The following is a 16,682-nucleotide window of genomic DNA, read 5'->3' as shown; positions in this document are numbered from 1 at the left end:
CGCCGCGGACGATCTGTAGGTCGTCAGACACGGGCGATCCCCAGCGCGACCAGGCGGTCCCACAGCGGCCCGTTCTGCGCGACCGCGGTCTGCTGCAGCGCCCACTCGCGCAGCGCGAGGTCGGGGCTCGCGCGCCGGCCGGCCTGCTCGGCCAGCGCGGCGGCGAACGCGCCGGCGTCGGGCGCGACGGTCACCGCCTCCGACCACGTCCGGACGCCGGCGAGGTCGGGCGTGACGGTGCGGCGCCCGAGGCGCGCGTACTTGAGGATGCGGTACGGCAGGCCCGCGTCGTTGAACGGCTCGACCTTGAACGGGACGATCCCGACGTCGGCGCACAGGATCAGGCGGGCGGCCTCCTCGTCGCTGCGCTCGCCGAGCCAGACGAAGCCGGGGTGCTGCCGGCACCAGGAGTAGTCGGGGTCGCTGCCGCACTCGTCGTCGTGCCACGCGCCGACCAGCAGGAGCACGAGCTGCGGCATCCGCTGCGCGACGGCGCGCAGCAGCGTCCAGTCCGTGCGCCAGCCGAGGTGGCCGAGCGAGATCGCGACCACGGCCTGCGCCGGGTCGGGCGCGGGGAACGCGTCGGCCGAGAGCGGCACGAGCGTCGCCTCTCGCCCGGCCTCGGTCTCCAGGCGGGCGAGCTCCTCGCTGGCGACGAAGGTCAGCGACGACAGGTTCGCCGCGGCCTCGTGCATCTCGGTCAGGCGCTCGCGCAGGTGCGGGCCGGCGTCGTAGGCGTGCTCGTAGCGGTCCCAGCGGCCGTACCAGAGCTCGCAGTCGGGGACGCGCTCGAGGATCGCCCGCGCCAGCAGCACCTGGACGGGGTGGAAGATGACGATGGCCTTGGGCCGGTCGCCGTTGCGGCGCAGCGCCCGGATCAGCCGCTTGGCGACGCCGCCGGCGAGCACGTCGGCGACGGCGTGCGGCAGGCGGGCCATCGCGCCGTACGGGACGCGCGGCGGGTCGACGGCCACGACCCCGTCGGCGCGCAGCAGGTCCTGAGCCTGGTCGCGCAGGATGAAGGACTCCAGCTCGCGCGGGAGCAGCAGCAGGGCGAGGGGGCGAAGTTCGTCGGCCACGGCGTCGTGCAGCCTACGAGGTGCGGCCACGCGGGCCGGTAGCGTGCCGTCGCTGATGGCCGGACTCCTCCGCCGACTCCTGGCCAGCACGGCCGCCTACCAGACCCCGAGCATCGTCTCGAGCGTCCTGGCGCTCGTCACGCTGCGCCTCTACACGAGCCATCTCACCACGGCCGACTACGGCTACGCCGAGAACCTCCTCACAGCGATCATCTTTACGAGCATCCTGCTGCGGTTCGGGATCGGCGAGGCGTTCGTGCGGTTCTGGTTCGACGACGAGGACCATGCGCGCCGGCTCGACCTGGCGCGTACCGCGACGGCGTGGACGTTCTACGTCTCGACCGTCGTCGCGCTCGTGGGCCTGGCGTTCGCCGGCCCGCTGTCGCGCCTGATCCTCGACCTCGACGACGCGACCCTGATGGGCTTCGGCCTGCTCGGCCTGTGGGCGTTCACGAACCTCGAGATGGCCTACGCGCTGCTGCGCGTGGAGGAGCGCCGGCGCGAGTACGTCGTCACCGGGATCGTCAACATCCTGCTGACCGTCGCGCTCACGGTGACGCTCGTCGTGATCCTCGACGAGGGCGCCCGCGGCTACGTCCTGGGCAACTACGGGGCGTCGGCGATCGTGCTGCTCGGCCTCTGGGTGCTGCATCGCGACCGCGTGTCGTTCCGCCCGCCGCGCCGCACCGTCGCGCTGCTGCGCTTCGGCGGGCCGACGGTCCCCGCCGACGCCGCGGCGTTCGCCCTGAACGTCGTCGACCGCACGTACCTCATGCATTCCCAGGGTGCCGACGCGGCGGGCCGCTACGCCTTCGCCGCGAAGCTCTCGACGGTGGTGATCGTCGCCGTGCGCGGCTTCCAGGCGGCGTGGCCGCCGCTGGCCTACTCGGTCGTCGACGAGGCGCAGGCCGCGCGCCTGTATGCCCGCGTGACCACCGCGTACGTCGCGGTCACCGGCATCGTCGTGTGCGGCGTGACGCTCGTCGGCCGCTGGGCCGTGCGCGCCCTGACCGACAACCCGTCGTTCTACCCGTCCTCGGAGGCGCTGCCGTGGGTCGCGCTGGGCTGGGCGCTCTACGGGCTCGTGCTCGTGCTCGTGACGGTCGCCGGGCGCGCGAAGGTCACGACGCGCAACTTCCCGGCGACGGTCGCCGGCCTCGTCGTCAACGTCGTGCTGCTGGTCACGCTCGTCGGCCCGCTGGGGATCGCCGGCGCCGGCATCGCGCTCTGCGGCGCCTACGTCGTGATCGTCGCGGTGCTCTACCTGCTCACGCGCGACCTGTTCCGCGTGCCGTTCGAGTGGGGTCGCCTCTGCGCGGCGGTGGTCGTGCTCGCCGTGCTGGGTGTCGGCGGGGAGCTGCTGCTGCCCACCCACGGCGCCGAGGGGCTCCTCAGCCGCCTCGCCCTGCTCGCCGCCGCGCCGCCGCTCCTGGTCGCCGCCCGCGTCGTGACGCCGGCCGAGCTGCGGGCGCTGCGACGCATTCGTTCGGCGGCGTAGTTCGGTTCCGAAACACGGGTTCACGGTGCACTGCGACAGGCCGCATTCTCCGGGTTTTGGTATCCCCCAAAGCGGGTCGGGTCCCGGACAAATGTTGGATCGCAGCATCGCCCGCGAGGACGCGCGGAGGGCTATGGTCGAACCGACGCCGCACACGGATCGGCACGCAGGCCGGGTCCTCGGGGATGGAGTTCAGCGCGGCGCCGACTGCGACCCGCAGCGTCTCGGTCGACGCTGCGGGCCACAGTCTCCGGTCGCCGTTTGCGGGCCGCTCGCCCGCGCCTGACGGCCGCCGGCTTTCCCTTGACGTACGGCCGTACGCCTGCGGGCGCCGGCGGCCGTCAGCCACGACCGATCGGGCCGCAAACGACGACCGGCCCGACAACCGCCAAACCCAGCCCTTCGGGCTACGTCAGTTGCGACAGCGAGAAGTCGAGGGGTTCGTCGAAGGTGCTGAGCATGCGGCGGCGGAGGGTCTCGTAGCGGCGGAGGGCCTCGCTGCGGCGACCGCGCCGCAGCAGCAGGGCGAAGAGCTCGCGATGGACGTCGACGTCGAACGGCTCCAGCTCCGCGAGGCGGGTCAGGGTGCTGGTCGCACGCGTCAGGTCGCCGGCGTGCTCGTCGAGGGACGCGAGGGCGCGCAGGCCGTCGCTGGCGATGTCGCGCAGCCGATCGCGCTCGTGGAAGGCCCACTCCGCGTAGGGCTCGTCGGCCAGGAACTCGCCGCGGTAGAGCTCCACGCCGCGCCGCAGCAGCTCCGCCGCGCGGTCGTCGTCGGCCTCGTAGGCGGCGAGGCCCTCGGTGACGAGCTCCTCGAACGCGTCGGCGTCGACCCACACGCGCTCGGAGTCGATCGCGTACCCGCCGCGCGTGGCGCGGACGAACGAGGACGGCGGGGTCGGCGAGCCGTCGGGCTCCAGCTGCTCCCGCAGGACGTGGACGAAGTACCGCAGTCCCCGGGTGTCGAGCGAGGCGGCGGCGGGCCACAGCCGGGCGACGATCTCGTCGGAGAACACGCTGCGGTGGCGCTCGGCGACCAGCAGCTTGAGGATGTGCCCGGCGCGGTTGTCGATCCAGCGGCCGCCCAGCAGCCGGTCGCCGTTCATCACGCACGTGCGCCCGAGGACGAACACGCGCAGGCGCGGTCCCCCGGTCCATGGCGGGCCGCCCGGCTCCTGTGGAGGATGGACGATCTCGGGCCGCAGCTCGGTGACGATCAGCTCGCGGCCCGGTGCGAACGCCATGACGGTGGCCCAGGCGGCCTCGGCGCCCGCCCCACCCGGGAGGCCGATGCGCAGCTCGGGCAGCGGACCCGCGTGCCGCGCCGCGCGCTCGTGCAGGCAGACCTCCTGCAGCCGGCCACCGGGGCGCCGGCAGCCGATGATCAGGCACCCCACGCGGCTGCCCACCTCGAGGGCCACCCAGCGGCCGAGCATCCGGCGGGCCGCCTGGTTGTAGGCCACCAGCCGGCCCTCCCGGTCCTGGACGAGGATCGCGTACGGATAGCGGTCCACCAGCTCGACCGCGAGGCCGGCATCCGTAAACGCGCGCACTTCCGAATCCGTGGGCTCCAGCTCTGACATCCGGCCTCCGTTCCAGCGTCGATTGTCCCGCCGTACCCACGTCGGTTGCGCCAAGCATCATGGATTCACGACCAATGGTCAGTCCTCCCACATCTTCTTAACCGCGATCCGAAGGTCCGTCCGACAGCCGTTCCCTACCGTCAGGCACAAGTTCCGGGTGCCGCGGGGGGCGCAGCACCAGAGGTCCGTAGGCGGACCGAGGGAATTCGGGGATGTCGATGTTGTTGAACCGCCGCGCGCCGTCCCAGCGCGCCGCTGCAGATCGCTGCAAGGACGCAGGACCGGTCCCGCTTGACATGGAGGAATGGCGCGTCCGGCGCCTGGTGGTGGCCGCCAGGTCCGGCGACCGGGAGGCGATGCGCGAGCTGTACGTGCTGCACGCCGCCGCCGTCCACGCCCACGTCCTGCGCGTCGTCGACGACGTGCACGACGCCGACGACGTCACGCAGCAGGTGTTCGCCAAGCTGCTGACCGGGCTCGATCGCTACCGCCCGGGCGAGGCGCCGTTCGTCGCCTGGGTGCTGCGCGTCGCCCACAACACCGCCATCGACCACGTGCGCCGGGCGCGAACGGTCTCGGTCGACGAGGTCGACGAGCCCGAGGCCCGCGACGACCGCCGCGCCGAGGAGGCGCGGACCTCGCTGCACGCCGCGCTGGCCTCGCTGCCGCAGGCCCAGCGCGACGTCCTGCTCCTCACCCACCTCGTCGGGCTCTCGCCGCAGGAGATCGCCGATCTCCTCGGCCGCTCGGTCCGCGCCGTCCACGGCCTGCACTACCGCGGCCGCGCCGCGGCGCAGTCCGCGCTCAGCGATCTCGGCTCGGCCCCCACGGTGGCGGCGATGCCACACCGGCGCCCGCAGCCGGCCGCCCGCGTCCACGCGCTGTCGGCATGAGGCGCCGGGTCGCCCTGCTCGTGGTGGGCGCGGCGCTGGCCGCGGTCGTGCCCGTGGTGCTCGCCGCCACGCCGAACCGCATCCTGCCCTCGCAGCGCCTCGACGCGAAGGTGCTCCTGCTCTCGGCCGACGGCACGGAGCCTGGGTTCGAGGCCTGGAAGTACCAGCTGGCGCGCGAAGGCGTGCCGTTCGACGCCGTCGTCTCCTACACGGGCGCAACGAAGACCAGCACGCTGACCGACGCGCGGCTGGCCGACTACGCCGGCAACCACGCCAAGTACTCCGCGGTCATCCTCGCCACCGGCGACCTCGTGCACGAGGTCGCCAACGCCGACGCGAGCAAGTCCTACGTCTCGGCGCTCACCGACGCCGAGTGGGCTGCGCTCGCCAAGCTCGAGCGGACCTTCGGGATCCGCCAGCTGAGCGACTACACGGCGCCGAGCCCCGCCCACGGCCTCACGGCCGTCGCGACCGGCGCGAGCCAGGACGGCCAGGTCGGGACGCTGACGGCAGCGGGCAAGGCCGCCTTCCCCTACCTCAAGGGGCCGATCCCGATCCCCAACGACGACCCGAGCACCACCTCGAGCGAGGCCTTCGGCTACCCCGGGACGCCGACCGACCCGCAGAACTGGCAGACGCTGCTGAGCGCCCCGGGTGGGGCCGCCTACCTGGGCATCTACACGCACCCCGAGGACGGGCGCGAGGAGATGGTCATGACCGTGGCGAGCAACCAGTACCAGAGCCACGCCCAGCTGCTGCGCCACGGGATGCTCAACTGGGTCACGCGCGGCGTGTACCTGGGCTATCAGCGCAACTACTTCGAGGTCCAGGTCGACGACCTGTTCCTCGGCGACGACGCGTGGAACCCGACCACCAACGTGACGAGCTACGACCCCGCCGACGCGAGCCGGATGACGGCGGGCGACGTCGCGCAGGCCGTCGCCTGGTCCAAGGCCCGCGGCATCCGCGTCGACTTCGCCTACAACGGCGGTGGCAGCCAGCTGTGGCTGGACCAGGTCAACACGGATGCGGACACCACGAACAACACGACGACCGATCCGTTGGTCACCGCCATCCAGGCCAACAAGAGCGCGTTCGGGTTCGTCAACCACACGTTCGACCACCCCAACATGGACTGCTCGTCGGCGTCGTTCATCACCAAGGAGATCAAGGACAACATCGCCTGGGCCGGCGCACACGGCATCCCGATCGACCCGACCGAGGTGGTCACCGGTGAGCACTCCGGTCTGGCCAACTCACGGCCCGGCAACCCGGGCACCATCGACCCGCCCGGCATCGACGACGTCGAGCCGGTCACGGGCACCGCGCCGCCGAGCACGACGGTGCCGCCGAGCACGACGGTGCCCGCCACCACGGGCGTGCCGTCGGGGACCTACGACTACGCCGTCACGGCGAGGTCGGCGGCGGGCGAGTCGACGGCCTCGGTCACGCCGAACGTCACCGTCGGCGCACCGGGCACGGTCGGCAACACCGTCGTCGTCTCGTTCAACGCGGTCTGCCATGCCGTGACCTACAACGTGTACCGCCGCACGGCCACGACGGGCGCCTGGAGCCTGGTCGGCACGAGGACGCAGCTGCCCACCGCGGCGACCGACGACGGCACGCTGCCGCTGTCGCTGTCGATCACCGACGACAAGCCGGCCCAGGGCACGGTGGCGCTTCCGACGACCAACGGCGCCGCGATCGCCCCATACGGCCAGAACCCCAACTACCTCCCCGGGGTGCTGGGGGCGGGCATCCGCTACGTGGCCACCGACGCGTCCAAGACCTACCCGCTCAACCCGGCCGACGTCGCCGGCACGCAGGGCCTGCTCGGAGCGACGTTCACCCAGGGCACGCCGCCCGCCGGGTTCCAGGCCGTCCCGCGCTATCCGAGCAACGTGTACTACAACACGTCCAAGCAGGGGCAGCAGCTCGACGAGTACAACTGGATCTACGTCGCGCCGGCCAACGGCGGCGGGTGCGTCGCGATCCCGCTGGTGACCACCTGCCGTACGACGCCGGCCACGTGGCCCGAGTACGTCGCGAGCGAGAACAACATCATGTTCCGGCACCTGATGGGCAACGACCCTCGGCCGCACTTCATGCACCAGAGCAACCTCGCCGACTACAACGCGGCGCTGCCCGAGACCGATCCCGGCCAGGGCGGCATCATCTATCCGGTCCTCGACGGGCTCCTCGCGCGCTACGACGCGGCCATCGACCGCGCCAAGGCGCCGCTCGTGCAGCTGACGAGCGCGCAGATCGCGGCGAAGCTGTCCCAGCAGGACGCATGGGCGGCCAACGTCGCCGCCGGCCGGGCGTCGGCGTGGATCGAGGACGGCCGGCTCCACGTCAAGAACAACGGCACGACCGAGATGGACGTGCCGCTGACCGGGACCACCGTGGGCGACCTCTACGCCGGTCAGAAGTCCGGCTGGAAGACCCTCGCGGCGGGCGCGGAGGAGGTCTTCTCACCCAGCGACCCGGTGAACGCCGCGGCCCCGACCGTGACGGGAGCCGTGCGGGTCGGTGAGACGCTCACCGCCCACGACGGGACCTGGACCGGGACGCCGGGGATCGACTTCGGCTACCAGTGGCAGCGGTGCGACGCGGCGGGCGCGAGCTGCGCGAACATCGCCGGCGCCACGCGCTCGACGTACACGCCGAGCGGCACCGAGGACGGAGCCACGTTGCGCGTGGTCGTGTCCGGCGGCAACTGGATCTCGTCGGTGAGCCAGGCCCGCTCGGCCACGACCGGCGTCGTGGCGTCGCCGCTCGCCACGCCCGGGGAGAGCCCGGCGCGCGGCGGCTCGGGGTCCGCGGGATCCGGCGGCGCGTCCGGCCAGGGCCGCAAGAGCGGGGTCAACTCCGTCGCCCTGCGGCTGACGAAGGTGACGATGAGCCCCAAGCGGTTCCCCGTGGCCCATCGCCGCCGCCCGAAGGGCGTGCGCCCCGACGGCTCCCGGATCACGTGGAAGCTCACCAAGGCGGCCACGGTGCGGCTCACCTTCCAGCGCCAGGCCGGCTCCAAGGGCCACCGCCGGTGGGTGACCGTCGGCACGATCGCGCGGTCGGCGAAGAAGGGCACGGGCGTCGTGCGGTTCACGGGCCGGTTCCGGTCCAAGCCGCTGGCCCCGCGCACGTACCGCCTGGCGATGACCGCCAGCACGAAGACGGAGAAGTCGGGACCCAGGCGCGTGACCTTCCGGGTGGTGAGCGGGTGACCGGCGGCCCGGCGGACCCGCAGACGCGACCAGACCAGAACGACACACGGACAGGGACGACGATGTGGACAGGACACGGAAGGACCGACCAGGCGGCTCCCCGAGCAGCGGAGGTGACGCGGCGATGAGCACCGACGCCCAGCACGGCACGGCGGCCGACGACGCGGACGAGCCCCGCCGGCGCTTCCGCCGCCGCAACGACCGGATCGAGGACGGGGCCGGCGAGGCGCTCGCCGCCGTGCACGCCGAGATCCTGCTGCTGCGCGAGGAGAACGCGCGGCTGAAGGCCGCCCAGCACCAGCGGGTGGACATCAGCCGCCTCATCGGGCGGGCCCGGTCGCTCTCGTCGGCCGAGATCGACCGCGACAGCGTCGGCGACGACACCGAGCAGCTGCTCGTCGAGGGCCTGCTGATCCGCGAGTCGCTCGTGGAGATCTGCCAGGAGATCGAGCGCTCGATGGTCGCCTTCGAAGCCAAGCTCAACGCCCTGGCCGCGGTGACGGCCGGCCGATCCCGCCCGCAGGAGGCGCGGAGCGGCCGGTGGAACGGGAAGACCAATGGCCATGGCGTTGCCTGAGCTCCAGGACCCAATGCCCTCAGCGCGGTCCTGTGGGGGTGCGCGGGCGCGGAGCAGCGGGAGGTCCCCGCTCCGCCCCGCGCGCCCGAAGATCCTGCTCATGACTGAGGGAACGTACCCATACGTGATGGGCGGCGTGAGCTCGTGGTGCAACCTGCTCGTCGAGAGCCTCGCCGAGTTCGACTGGCAGGTCCTGCCCATCGTGGCGCCCGACGGGCGGCCGCGGACGTTCGCGCTGCCGGCCCACGCCGAGGAGGTGGCGCGCATCGAGGTCTGGTCCGAGGAGCTGCCCAAGCGCGGCCGCGGCCGGTCGGCGGCGCGGCGCTCGGGCGTGGACCTGCCTTCGATCCTGGTTCGCCACCTCCTCGGCTGGGAGGGCAACACCGACGCGGTGGTCTCGGCCTGGGTGTGGTGCCGCCGGCACCCCGCCGGCGTCCGCCGCGCGTTCCGCTCGGCGCGCGGGTGGGCCGCGTTCCTGGCGGGGCTGCGGGAGGTGCTCGCCGAGCGCGTGCCCGAGGCCGGGACGCCCCCGACGCTGGACATGGTCGAGGCGGCGACGCTCTACCAGACGCTGTACTGGGTGGCGCGCACCGCGGCGGTGCCTACGCCGCAGACCGACGTGCTGCACGTGACGGCGGCCGGCTGGGCGGCGATCCCCTCGCTGGTCCACAAGGCGCTCCACGGGACGCCGATGGTGCTGACCGAGCACGGGGTGTACGTGCGCGAGGCGTACCTGGCCGCGGCCCGCAACGGCGACTCGCCGGGCAGCCGCTTCGCGGCGACCCGGCTGGCCCGCGGCCTGGCCCGCGCCGCCTACGCGGGCGCCGACGTCATCGCGCCCGTGACCGACGCCAACGCCTACTGGGAGCTGGGGCTGGGCATCGATCCCGGCAAGATCCTGGTGCTCTACAACGGCCTGCAGCCGCCGGCCGAGCCGACGCCGCCGCCCCGCACGCAGACCGTCGTGTCGGTGGGCCGGCTCGACCCGCTGAAGGACGCGCACACGATGCTGCGGGTCGCCGCCGAGACCGTGGGGTACATGCCCAGCGCGCAGTTCCTGCACTACGGGCCCGTGCCGCGGGGTGAGGAGGTCTACGGGCGATCCTGCGTGGCGCTGCACCAGCGGCTCGGGCTCCGCGACCGCTTCCGCTTCATGGGGCCGACCGGTGATCCCAACGGCGTGGTCCGCGCCTCCGACGTGGTGCTGATGACCAGCATCTCCGAGGGGCTCCCGATGGCGATCCTGGAGGCGATGGGCCAGGCGCGGCCGGTCGTCTCGACCGGGGTCGGAGGCGTCCCCGAGGTGGTGCGCGGATGTGGCCTGGTCTGCCCGCCCGGCGACGACCACGGGCTGTCGATGGCCGTGCTCATGCTGCTGCGCAACCCGGACCTCGCCTGGCGGCTCGGCCGGCGCGGGCACAGCCGCCTCGGGCGCCTGTTCAACGAGTCCGCCTGCCTGGAGGGCTACCGCGAGCTGCTGCAGACGCTGGCCGGCAACGCGACCGAGCGCGCCGTGCCGGCCCTGGGGCTGACGGCATGACCGGGGCGACGCTGGACGCCCGCGAGGCCGGGCTCGTCGTCGAGGCCCGTCTCGGGCGCGCGCCCCAGGACATGCTCGAGGCCGCGGTGGTCCTGGAGGCCTGGGCGGGCGTGCCGGCCCAGGCGGCGCTCGCGGCGGCGCGCACGATGATGCCGCCGGTGGCCGCCGCGCCGCAGCGCAGCGTCGGTCGGCTCCCGCGCCCGCGCAACCAGGAGGGCGTCCTGCTCGACGGGGCGGCGTTCGTCGTCACCGTGATCGCGATCGCCTGCTGGGCGGCGCCGCTGGGCTCCAGCGTCGGCGTCGCGGTCGTCGAGCACGCGTTGATGCTGGCGCTGCCGCTGACGCTGGCCCTCCAGTGGGCGCTGGGCAGCCGGTTCCTGGACCGGCCGCACGGCGTCGCGCAGCTCGCCGACCACCGCGGGACGCTGATCCTCGGCGCGGTCGCGGTGCTGGTCCTGCCGTCGCTGGCGTTCGGGCTCGGCGGCACGCTCGCCGGGCTGCTGACCATCACCTGGACGGGCGGCACGCTGCTCATGCGGCGGCGCTGGCCGGCGGTCTACGTGCTGGCCATCCTGCTGGCGACCGTCGCGATGGTGGCCGACGCGGAGGCACTGGCCGTGGTCGGCGTCACCGCGGCGGTCACGACCTTCGCCGTCGTGGCCGCGCTGTGGTCCTCGGTCCCGCCGGTCCGGCGCTCGCTGGGGCGCTGGGAGCGGGCGGTCATGGCCGGGGCGATCGGCGTGGGGCTGGGCCTGATGCTGATCCTCGACCGCACCGTGAGCTGGACCGACGGCGCGGTGCCCGCGCTGGCGCTGCTGCCGTCGGCGGTCGCGGGCTTCTGGGGTGGCTACCACCTGCGCCACCTCGACCAGGCGATCCCGAGCGCGCTGTCGGGGGTCCCGGTGGGCGTCGCGAACGCACGCGGGCTCGGCCGGGCGCCGGTGCGCGTCCTGCTGGAGACCCTGGGACGGTTCCTGCTGCTGTGCGGCGCGCTGTCGGCCACGCTGCTGTCGCTCACGCCCTGGCTCGGCGACAGCGCCCGCGGCGCCGGCGTGCTGGTGGGCTTCGCCGTGCTGGCGCTGGCGAGCATGCTGGTCGGCCTGCTGGAGTCGATGGGCCGCGGCCGCTGGGCGCTGCTGGCCGTCGGCGTCGCGGCCGGCGCGGAGGCCGCGATCCGGTTCACCGGCGCGGACCCGTTCCCCGGCGCGGGCCTGGTCGTCGCCGGCACGCTGTGCGTCGTCCTCGTGCTTCCCGCCGTGCTCGGGCTGCTGCGGCGTCCGGCGCGCACCCTGGCGACGGCGCTGTGGATCCCGTGAGGTCGGCGGTGTCCCACCCCGGCATCGCGATCGCCTCCATCGGCGTCACGCTGGCGATCGTCCTCGTCACGCTCGTGGTCGGCCGGGGCTCCGAGCGGCGGGCGAGCTGCCGTGCCGCGCTGATCCCCGCCTACCTGCCGCCGCGGGGGATCGCCGACCTGGTCCGCAGCACCAACCGCCCGCGGATCGTCGTGATCAACCCCAACAACGGTCCGGGGCTGGCGGAGCACGAGGCCTATCGCCGGGCGGTGCGCGAGGTGCGCGCCACCGGCACGCGCGTGCTCGGCTACGTCGCGACCGGCTACGCGGCGCGCCCCGCCGGTGACGTGGTCGCCGACGTGGACCGGTACCTGTCGTGGTACGGGGTCGACGGCATCTTCTTCGACGAGGCCGCGTCCGGCGAGGCGGCGCTGCCCTACTACGCCGCGCTGGCCCGCCACGTCCGCAGCGGCGCCGACCGCCTCGTCGTGGTGAACCCGGGCGTCGCGCCGGCGCGCGGGTACTTCGACGTCGCCGACGTGGTCGTCACGTTCGAAGGCGCCTACGTCGAGTACGGCGCCGCGGTCCGGGCGATGCCCGACTGGCTGCGCCAGGAGCCCCCCGGGCGCGTCGCCCACCTGGTGTACGGCGCCTCCCGCGCCGAGGCGCTCCGCGCGGTCGCCGACGGTGCGGCGGGCTACGTCTACGCCACGTCGGGGGCGATGCCCAACCCGTGGCGCACGCTGCCCGACTACCTGTCCGAGGAAGCGGAGGTGCTTGCGTCATGCCGGTGAGGTCCGCTGTCGCCGTCGGCCTGCTGGTCGTCGCCCTGCTGAGCATCGCCGCGCCGTGCGGCGCCCTGGCGGCGCAGGCCCGCCCCGAGACCCTGTGGCAGGCCGATCCGCTCGCGCAGGGTGGGTCGCCGGTCGCCGCGTCGACCTCCGGCGGCTCGAGCGGCACGACCACGGTCATGACCGCGAGCGACTCGCGGTGGGACGCCCGGTCGGCGCCCGTGATGGTGCTCCTGGTCGGCGCCGGCGCGCTGCTCGGCGTGATCGTCGGCCTGCTGCCGGCGCTGGTCGTCAGCAGGCTGCTGGGGATCGCGCCGCGGCGCGTGCGGCGCCCGCGGTGGCGGACCCGGGCCGAGGACGTGCTCGTCGAGCCGCCCCGCCTGCCGCGCCCGGAGCCAATGCCCGTGCCCGTGCCCGTGCCCGAGCCGTTGGCGCTGGCCGCGGCGCCCGAGCCGCCCGGCGTCGCCGGCCGCTCGCCCCGATCGCCCGTCACGGCGAGCTCCGAGGCGGCCGCAGGGCCGGCGGACATCGCCGAGGCCCGCGGCCGCCACAAGGGGCTCTACGACGCCGAGTACGCCAAGCAGCTGCACCGGCTCGGGTCGCTGCGCGAGGCGATCAGCTCCGAGCGGTCGGCTGCCGCCGGCCAGCGATCCAGGCATCCCGCGGGCTTGCGCCGCGACGGCGGGCCCCCGCCCCACCCGCCCCAGGACTGAGTCCGCAGCAACGCCCTCGTGAAAGGAACGTCGAAGATGCACGTGACACCGCCGCGCCCACCGCAGAGCTCAAGTCCTCGTCGATCGCGCGTGCGGCCCGCGAGGGCCGTGCTGCCGGCGCTCCTGGCGCTCGCGGTCGGCCTGCCGGCGACGGCCGCCGCGCAGGCGCCGGCCGCCCCTCCGGGCCCGCCGCCGGGCAACGGCGGCGAGCTGCCGGCGCCCCCGGGCACGGCCCCGTCGTTCGTCCCGGCGGGAACGCCCGGCGCGATCCCGGGCGGCGCGAGCGGGCCCGGCCTGCTGGGCAACGGCACCGTCAACTTCAACCGGGCCGAGCACACGTTCTCGTTCCCGCTGGCCTGCCAGCAGAGCGGCTCGGTGCGGGCCACCGCGCGCGTGGTGTCCAAGGCGCCGATCGCACGCGCCGGCTACCGCTGCGCCGGCAACCGGACGACGGCTCGCCTGCGCGTCTCGGGCAAGGTGGCCAACAAGCTGACGCGGCGCCGGGCGGTTGCGGTCACCGCGACGGTCACCCAGGCCGGCCGGCCCTCCAAGGTCTACTTCACCCTGCGCGCCGGTGGCGGGGCCGTGGAGAAGAAGGGCTTCTGGACCGACGGTCACCTGCAGTGCGCCGACAGCTCGGGTGCGCCGCAGGCCTACCTGGTCGAGCCCGACTTCACGACGGCGTCGCCCACCCCGATCAGCACCCGCGGCTGGGTGGCGTGGTACACGCCCGCCGGCGGCTGGCACTGGTACGGCGCAGGCGGCGAGAACGCCGGGCGCTGGGACACGTGGACGGCGTCGGTCACGGGCATCACGCAGTTCCACCCCGAAGGCGCGGTCACGCCCGTGCCCTGGACCTGGGGTCCGATCGCCGTCCCGCCGGGCCAGGGCATCACCGCGGTCGGCGTCTACGAGATCGTCTACTGGGTCGGCGGCAAGCCGGATCACCAGTGGCAATACGTCAACGCCGGCACGGCCGGCGCGGCCGCGGCCGGCGGGGGGAGCCTCTACTGCGCCTACTGACGACGCGCCATGGTCAGCAGGCCTGGCGCCACGCGTCGAGGTCGAGCTCAGACGACGGTCAGCGGGGTGCCCACCGGCATCAGCCTTCCGAGTGCCCGGATGTCGCCGGCGCCCAGATCGACACAGCGCCACGGCGGCGCCGATTACGCGCAGCCGGTGAATGGTGGCGATCCCTTCGTGTCGGTGTCGACGACGAAGGGCGTGGCGGCGACGATCCTGGTCGTCGACGTCAGGGCAGAGCGCTGATCAGCCGGAGTCGTCGAAGGCGCCGATGGGCTGCTGCGGCTGCGGCTGCGGCCGCGGCCGCGGCTGGGGCGCCGGCTTCGGGGCGGGACGCCGGACGGCAGTCGGGGCGGGGGCCGGAGCCGGGCGTGCGACGGCGGGGGCCCGGCGCACCACGGGCCTGGACACCGTCCCGGTTCCGGCTCCCGCGCCCGCCGGCGCGACCTGGCTGGTCCGCGCCGGGACCGCCGCCGCCGTGCGCACGCCGGCGGCCGGCGCCGGACGCACGACCCGGCGCGTCCGGTGCGCCGGCCGGTGGGGCCGCGGCCGCGTGGCGCCGGCGGTGACGCGCCACGGCGGCGTCGACCAGCGCAGCGCGCTCCCGGCCGCCACGGCGGCGATCGTGTCGCCGCTCCCGGCCGTCCACGCCGAGGGGATCGCCTGCCCGGCCACGGCCGACGCGGGCACCGGCTCGCCGGGGTAGAGGTTGCCCGCGACGGTGACGCCCGTCACGGCGCCGGTCGCGACGCCCGCGCACGCCAGGACGGCCAGCGCGATCTTGGCCAGCATGCGCTCCCCGGTCATCGCGTCGGGCACGTCGTCGGCGTCTTCGCACCTGGCTGCAGGCAGAGGTCGCTGCGGGCGGGGGCCGCGTCGGCCCGCACCTGGAACCGCGTGTACTTGCCGACCCGGTCGGGGGCCGTGATGAACACCTCGATGACGGTTCCCGGGCGCAGCGGCCGCCGCTCGAGCGCGTGCAGGCGCACGGGCGCGCGCGCCACCTTGACGCGCAGATCGGCGCGCTTGCCCGAGCAGCTGCGGCCGTGGCAGCGGACACGCAGGGTCGCGCCGCGCGGGGCGGTGATCTTCAGCAGGCTGATCCGCACCGTGCCGTGGTAGATCAGGCCGCGGATGCGCACGAGGGGGAACGGCGCCATGAGGGCGGGGCGAGTGGAGCTCGGCGCCGGGGCATGGGGGACGGGTCCCGGCGCCGAGCTCGGCGATGGCGGAGGGGCCGACGATCCGGTCAGCGGCTCCGTCACGCTGGTTGTCGGGACGACGGCCGGCGCCGCCGTCACGTTGATGGTCCGGAACGCGATCGTCGGCGCGCCGTGGTCGTCGGTCGCGCGGACGGCGACGATGCGTGATCCGGGTGCGGGGAAGGTCCAGGTGGCGGTCGGCCCCGCCGCGTCGTCGAACTGGCCGTCGTCGTCGAGGTCCCACTCGACGCGGGCGACGGTCCCGTCGGGATCCGAGGCGGTGGCGGTGAACGTCACCGGCGCGCCGACCGCCGGCTGCTGCGGGGCGTTGGTGAAGCTCACGACGGGCGGCTTGTCCACCAGCACCGTGACGAAGCCGGTCGCCGTCGCCACGCCGCCGTGGCCGTCGCTGACCTGGACGCCGACGCGGTAGCTGCCCGGTGCGGGATAGCTCACGGACTGCTGCGCTCCCGTGCCGTCGCGGTAGACCTGGTCGCCGTTGAGGTCCCAGGAGTAGGTGAGCGCGTCCCGGTTGGGGTCGGTCGATCGCCCGGCGTCCAGCAGCACGGGGGTGCCGATCCCGGTCGGGCTCGACATGACGTTCAACAGCGCCACCGGCGGTCCGTTGACGACGACGGGGAGCGTGATGGTGCTGTTGCCGCCCGGGTTGGTCACCTTCAGCGTCACGTTGGTGGTCCCCGCGGGGAAGGACTGCGGCGGGGGCGTCCTGTCCTTGAACGGGCCGCTGGGCAACGTCCAGTTCCAGCCGGTCGGCTCGCCGGTGGAGGCGCCGGCGAGCTGGACGGTGCCGTTGGCCAGCACGGTGTACTTGAAGTCGGCCACCGGCTTGGCGTAGACGTGGAACGTCGCCTGCGCGTGGGCCGGAGCCTTGAGGACCGGGTCGTCGTCGGTGGCGTCCACGGAGGCGGTGTAGTCGCCGGCGGCCGGGAAGGCGTGGACCGTGCCGTTGACCGTCGACGTGCCGACGACGTTCTTCGCCGCGTCGAGGAAGGTCCAGGACCAGTGGGTGCCGGTGCTGCTCGTCAGCCGCGCCTTCAGCGCGGCGGTCTGCTGGACGGCGATGGTCGGCGTCGCCGGCGTGGCCTGCGCCACGGCGGTCAGGGCCAGGCTCGCGGTGGCCAAGAGGGCCACGATGGCGCACCTGGTCTTGAGCATGGAGGCCCTTCCTTGATCTACGACGTTGACGTCCGTGCCGGATGTCCCTTCACCGGGTTAACGGCGGGGACGGCAAGGCGTTCAC

At 74.2% G+C, this 16,682-nt stretch carries 14 protein-coding genes; 10 read left to right on the top strand and 4 right to left on the bottom strand.

The window, feature by feature from the left end:
• Nucleotides 1–23: 23 nt before the first annotated feature.
• Complete coding sequence (locus VK501_RS04075; protein ID WP_324334904.1) at nt 24–1,079, bottom strand: hypothetical protein; 1,056 nt, start codon at nt 1,077–1,079, stop codon at nt 24–26.
• Nucleotides 1,080–1,134: 55 nt separating this feature from the next.
• On the opposite strand from VK501_RS04075, the gene VK501_RS04070 reads away from it, so the two are divergent.
• Complete coding sequence (locus VK501_RS04070; RefSeq protein ID WP_324334902.1) at nt 1,135–2,577, top strand: lipopolysaccharide biosynthesis protein; 1,443 nt, start codon at nt 1,135–1,137, stop codon at nt 2,575–2,577.
• 407 nt (nt 2,578–2,984) lie between these two features.
• Here the strand turns inward: VK501_RS04070 and VK501_RS04065 are convergent, their stop codons facing one another.
• Nucleotides 2,985–4,160, bottom strand: a complete 1,176-nt coding sequence (locus VK501_RS04065; RefSeq protein WP_324334900.1) for an AfsR/SARP family transcriptional regulator — start codon at nt 4,158–4,160, stop codon at nt 2,985–2,987.
• Between the two features lie 296 nt (nt 4,161–4,456).
• Between VK501_RS04065 and VK501_RS04060 the strand changes: the two genes are divergently transcribed.
• The 9 genes from VK501_RS04060 to VK501_RS04020 all read left to right on the top strand — a co-directional run bounded on the left by VK501_RS04060 (nt 4,457) and on the right by VK501_RS04020 (nt 14,465).
• Entirely contained in the window at nt 4,457–5,053 is a 597-nt protein-coding gene (locus VK501_RS04060; protein WP_324334898.1) for a sigma-70 family RNA polymerase sigma factor, read from the top strand.
• Entirely contained in the window at nt 5,050–8,280 is a 3,231-nt protein-coding gene (locus tag VK501_RS04055; RefSeq protein ID WP_324334896.1) for a hypothetical protein, read from the top strand. Before VK501_RS04060 ends, VK501_RS04055 begins: the two co-directional genes overlap by 4 nt.
• A gap of 124 nt (nt 8,281–8,404) precedes the next feature.
• Nucleotides 8,405–8,857 carry a hypothetical protein gene (locus VK501_RS04050; protein WP_324334894.1) on the top strand — a complete coding sequence of 151 codons (453 nt, stop codon included), beginning with the start codon at nt 8,405–8,407 and terminating at the stop codon, nt 8,855–8,857.
• A gap of 100 nt (nt 8,858–8,957) precedes the next feature.
• On the top strand, nt 8,958–10,397 hold the full coding sequence (locus VK501_RS04045; protein ID WP_324334891.1) for a DUF3492 domain-containing protein: 1,440 nt from the start codon (nt 8,958–8,960) through the stop codon (nt 10,395–10,397).
• Nucleotides 10,394–11,713, top strand: a complete 1,320-nt coding sequence (locus tag VK501_RS04040) for a hypothetical protein (RefSeq protein ID WP_324334889.1) — start codon at nt 10,394–10,396, stop codon at nt 11,711–11,713. Before VK501_RS04045 ends, VK501_RS04040 begins: the two co-directional genes overlap by 4 nt.
• An 8-nt stretch (nt 11,714–11,721) precedes the next feature.
• A complete protein-coding gene (locus VK501_RS04035) occupies nt 11,722–12,486 on the top strand; it encodes a spherulation-specific family 4 protein (protein WP_324334887.1) in 765 nt (254 codons plus the stop codon).
• Complete coding sequence (locus VK501_RS04030) at nt 12,483–13,196, top strand: hypothetical protein (RefSeq protein ID WP_324334885.1); 714 nt, start codon at nt 12,483–12,485, stop codon at nt 13,194–13,196. The genes VK501_RS04035 and VK501_RS04030 overlap by 4 nt, the downstream gene beginning before the upstream one ends.
• Nucleotides 13,197–13,286: 90 nt before the next feature.
• Nucleotides 13,287–14,219, top strand: a complete 933-nt coding sequence (locus VK501_RS04025; RefSeq protein WP_324334883.1) for a hypothetical protein — start codon at nt 13,287–13,289, stop codon at nt 14,217–14,219.
• 66 nt (nt 14,220–14,285) lie between these two features.
• The gene (locus VK501_RS04020) at nt 14,286–14,465 is read left to right on the top strand and encodes a hypothetical protein (protein WP_324334882.1); all 180 of its coding nucleotides are present in this window, start codon (nt 14,286–14,288) and stop codon (nt 14,463–14,465) included.
• Here the strand turns inward: VK501_RS04020 and VK501_RS04015 are convergent, their stop codons facing one another.
• Together VK501_RS04015 and VK501_RS04010 are read right to left on the bottom strand one after the other, a co-directional pair.
• The gene (locus VK501_RS04015; RefSeq protein WP_324334880.1) at nt 14,466–15,026 is read right to left on the bottom strand and encodes a hypothetical protein; all 561 of its coding nucleotides are present in this window, start codon (nt 15,024–15,026) and stop codon (nt 14,466–14,468) included.
• Nucleotides 15,023–16,597 (bottom strand): PKD domain-containing protein, encoded by a 1,575-nt coding sequence (locus tag VK501_RS04010; RefSeq protein WP_324334878.1) that lies wholly within the window; start codon nt 16,595–16,597, stop codon nt 15,023–15,025. The genes VK501_RS04015 and VK501_RS04010 overlap by 4 nt, the downstream gene beginning before the upstream one ends.
• Nucleotides 16,598–16,682: the final 85 nt, after the last annotated feature.

This window comes from Baekduia sp. (assembly GCF_035318805.1).
In the GTDB taxonomy this organism is placed as follows: Bacteria; Actinomycetota; Thermoleophilia; order Solirubrobacterales; family Solirubrobacteraceae; genus Baekduia.
The sequence above is the reverse complement of the archived record's forward strand: the minus strand, read 5'-3'. Positions and strand labels throughout refer to the sequence as shown.

Bases quoted from the DNA above. Each gene is read 5' to 3' on its own strand.
- VK501_RS04070 (WP_324334902.1), top strand. From the start codon at position 1,135: ATGGCCGGACTCCTCCGCCGACTCCTGGCCAGCACGGCCGCCTACCAG.
- VK501_RS04065 (WP_324334900.1), bottom strand. From the start codon at position 4,160: ATGTCAGAGCTGGAGCCCACGGATTCGGAAGTGCGCGCGTTTACGGAT.
- VK501_RS04060 (WP_324334898.1), top strand. From the start codon at position 4,457: ATGGAGGAATGGCGCGTCCGGCGCCTGGTGGTGGCCGCCAGGTCCGGC.
- VK501_RS04055 (WP_324334896.1), top strand. From the start codon at position 5,050: ATGAGGCGCCGGGTCGCCCTGCTCGTGGTGGGCGCGGCGCTGGCCGCG.
- VK501_RS04050 (WP_324334894.1), top strand. From the start codon at position 8,405: ATGAGCACCGACGCCCAGCACGGCACGGCGGCCGACGACGCGGACGAG.
- VK501_RS04045 (WP_324334891.1), top strand. From the start codon at position 8,958: ATGACTGAGGGAACGTACCCATACGTGATGGGCGGCGTGAGCTCGTGG.
- VK501_RS04040 (WP_324334889.1), top strand. From the start codon at position 10,394: ATGACCGGGGCGACGCTGGACGCCCGCGAGGCCGGGCTCGTCGTCGAG.
- VK501_RS04015 (WP_324334880.1), bottom strand. From the start codon at position 15,026: ATGACCGGGGAGCGCATGCTGGCCAAGATCGCGCTGGCCGTCCTGGCG.
- VK501_RS04010 (WP_324334878.1), bottom strand. From the start codon at position 16,597: ATGCTCAAGACCAGGTGCGCCATCGTGGCCCTCTTGGCCACCGCGAGC.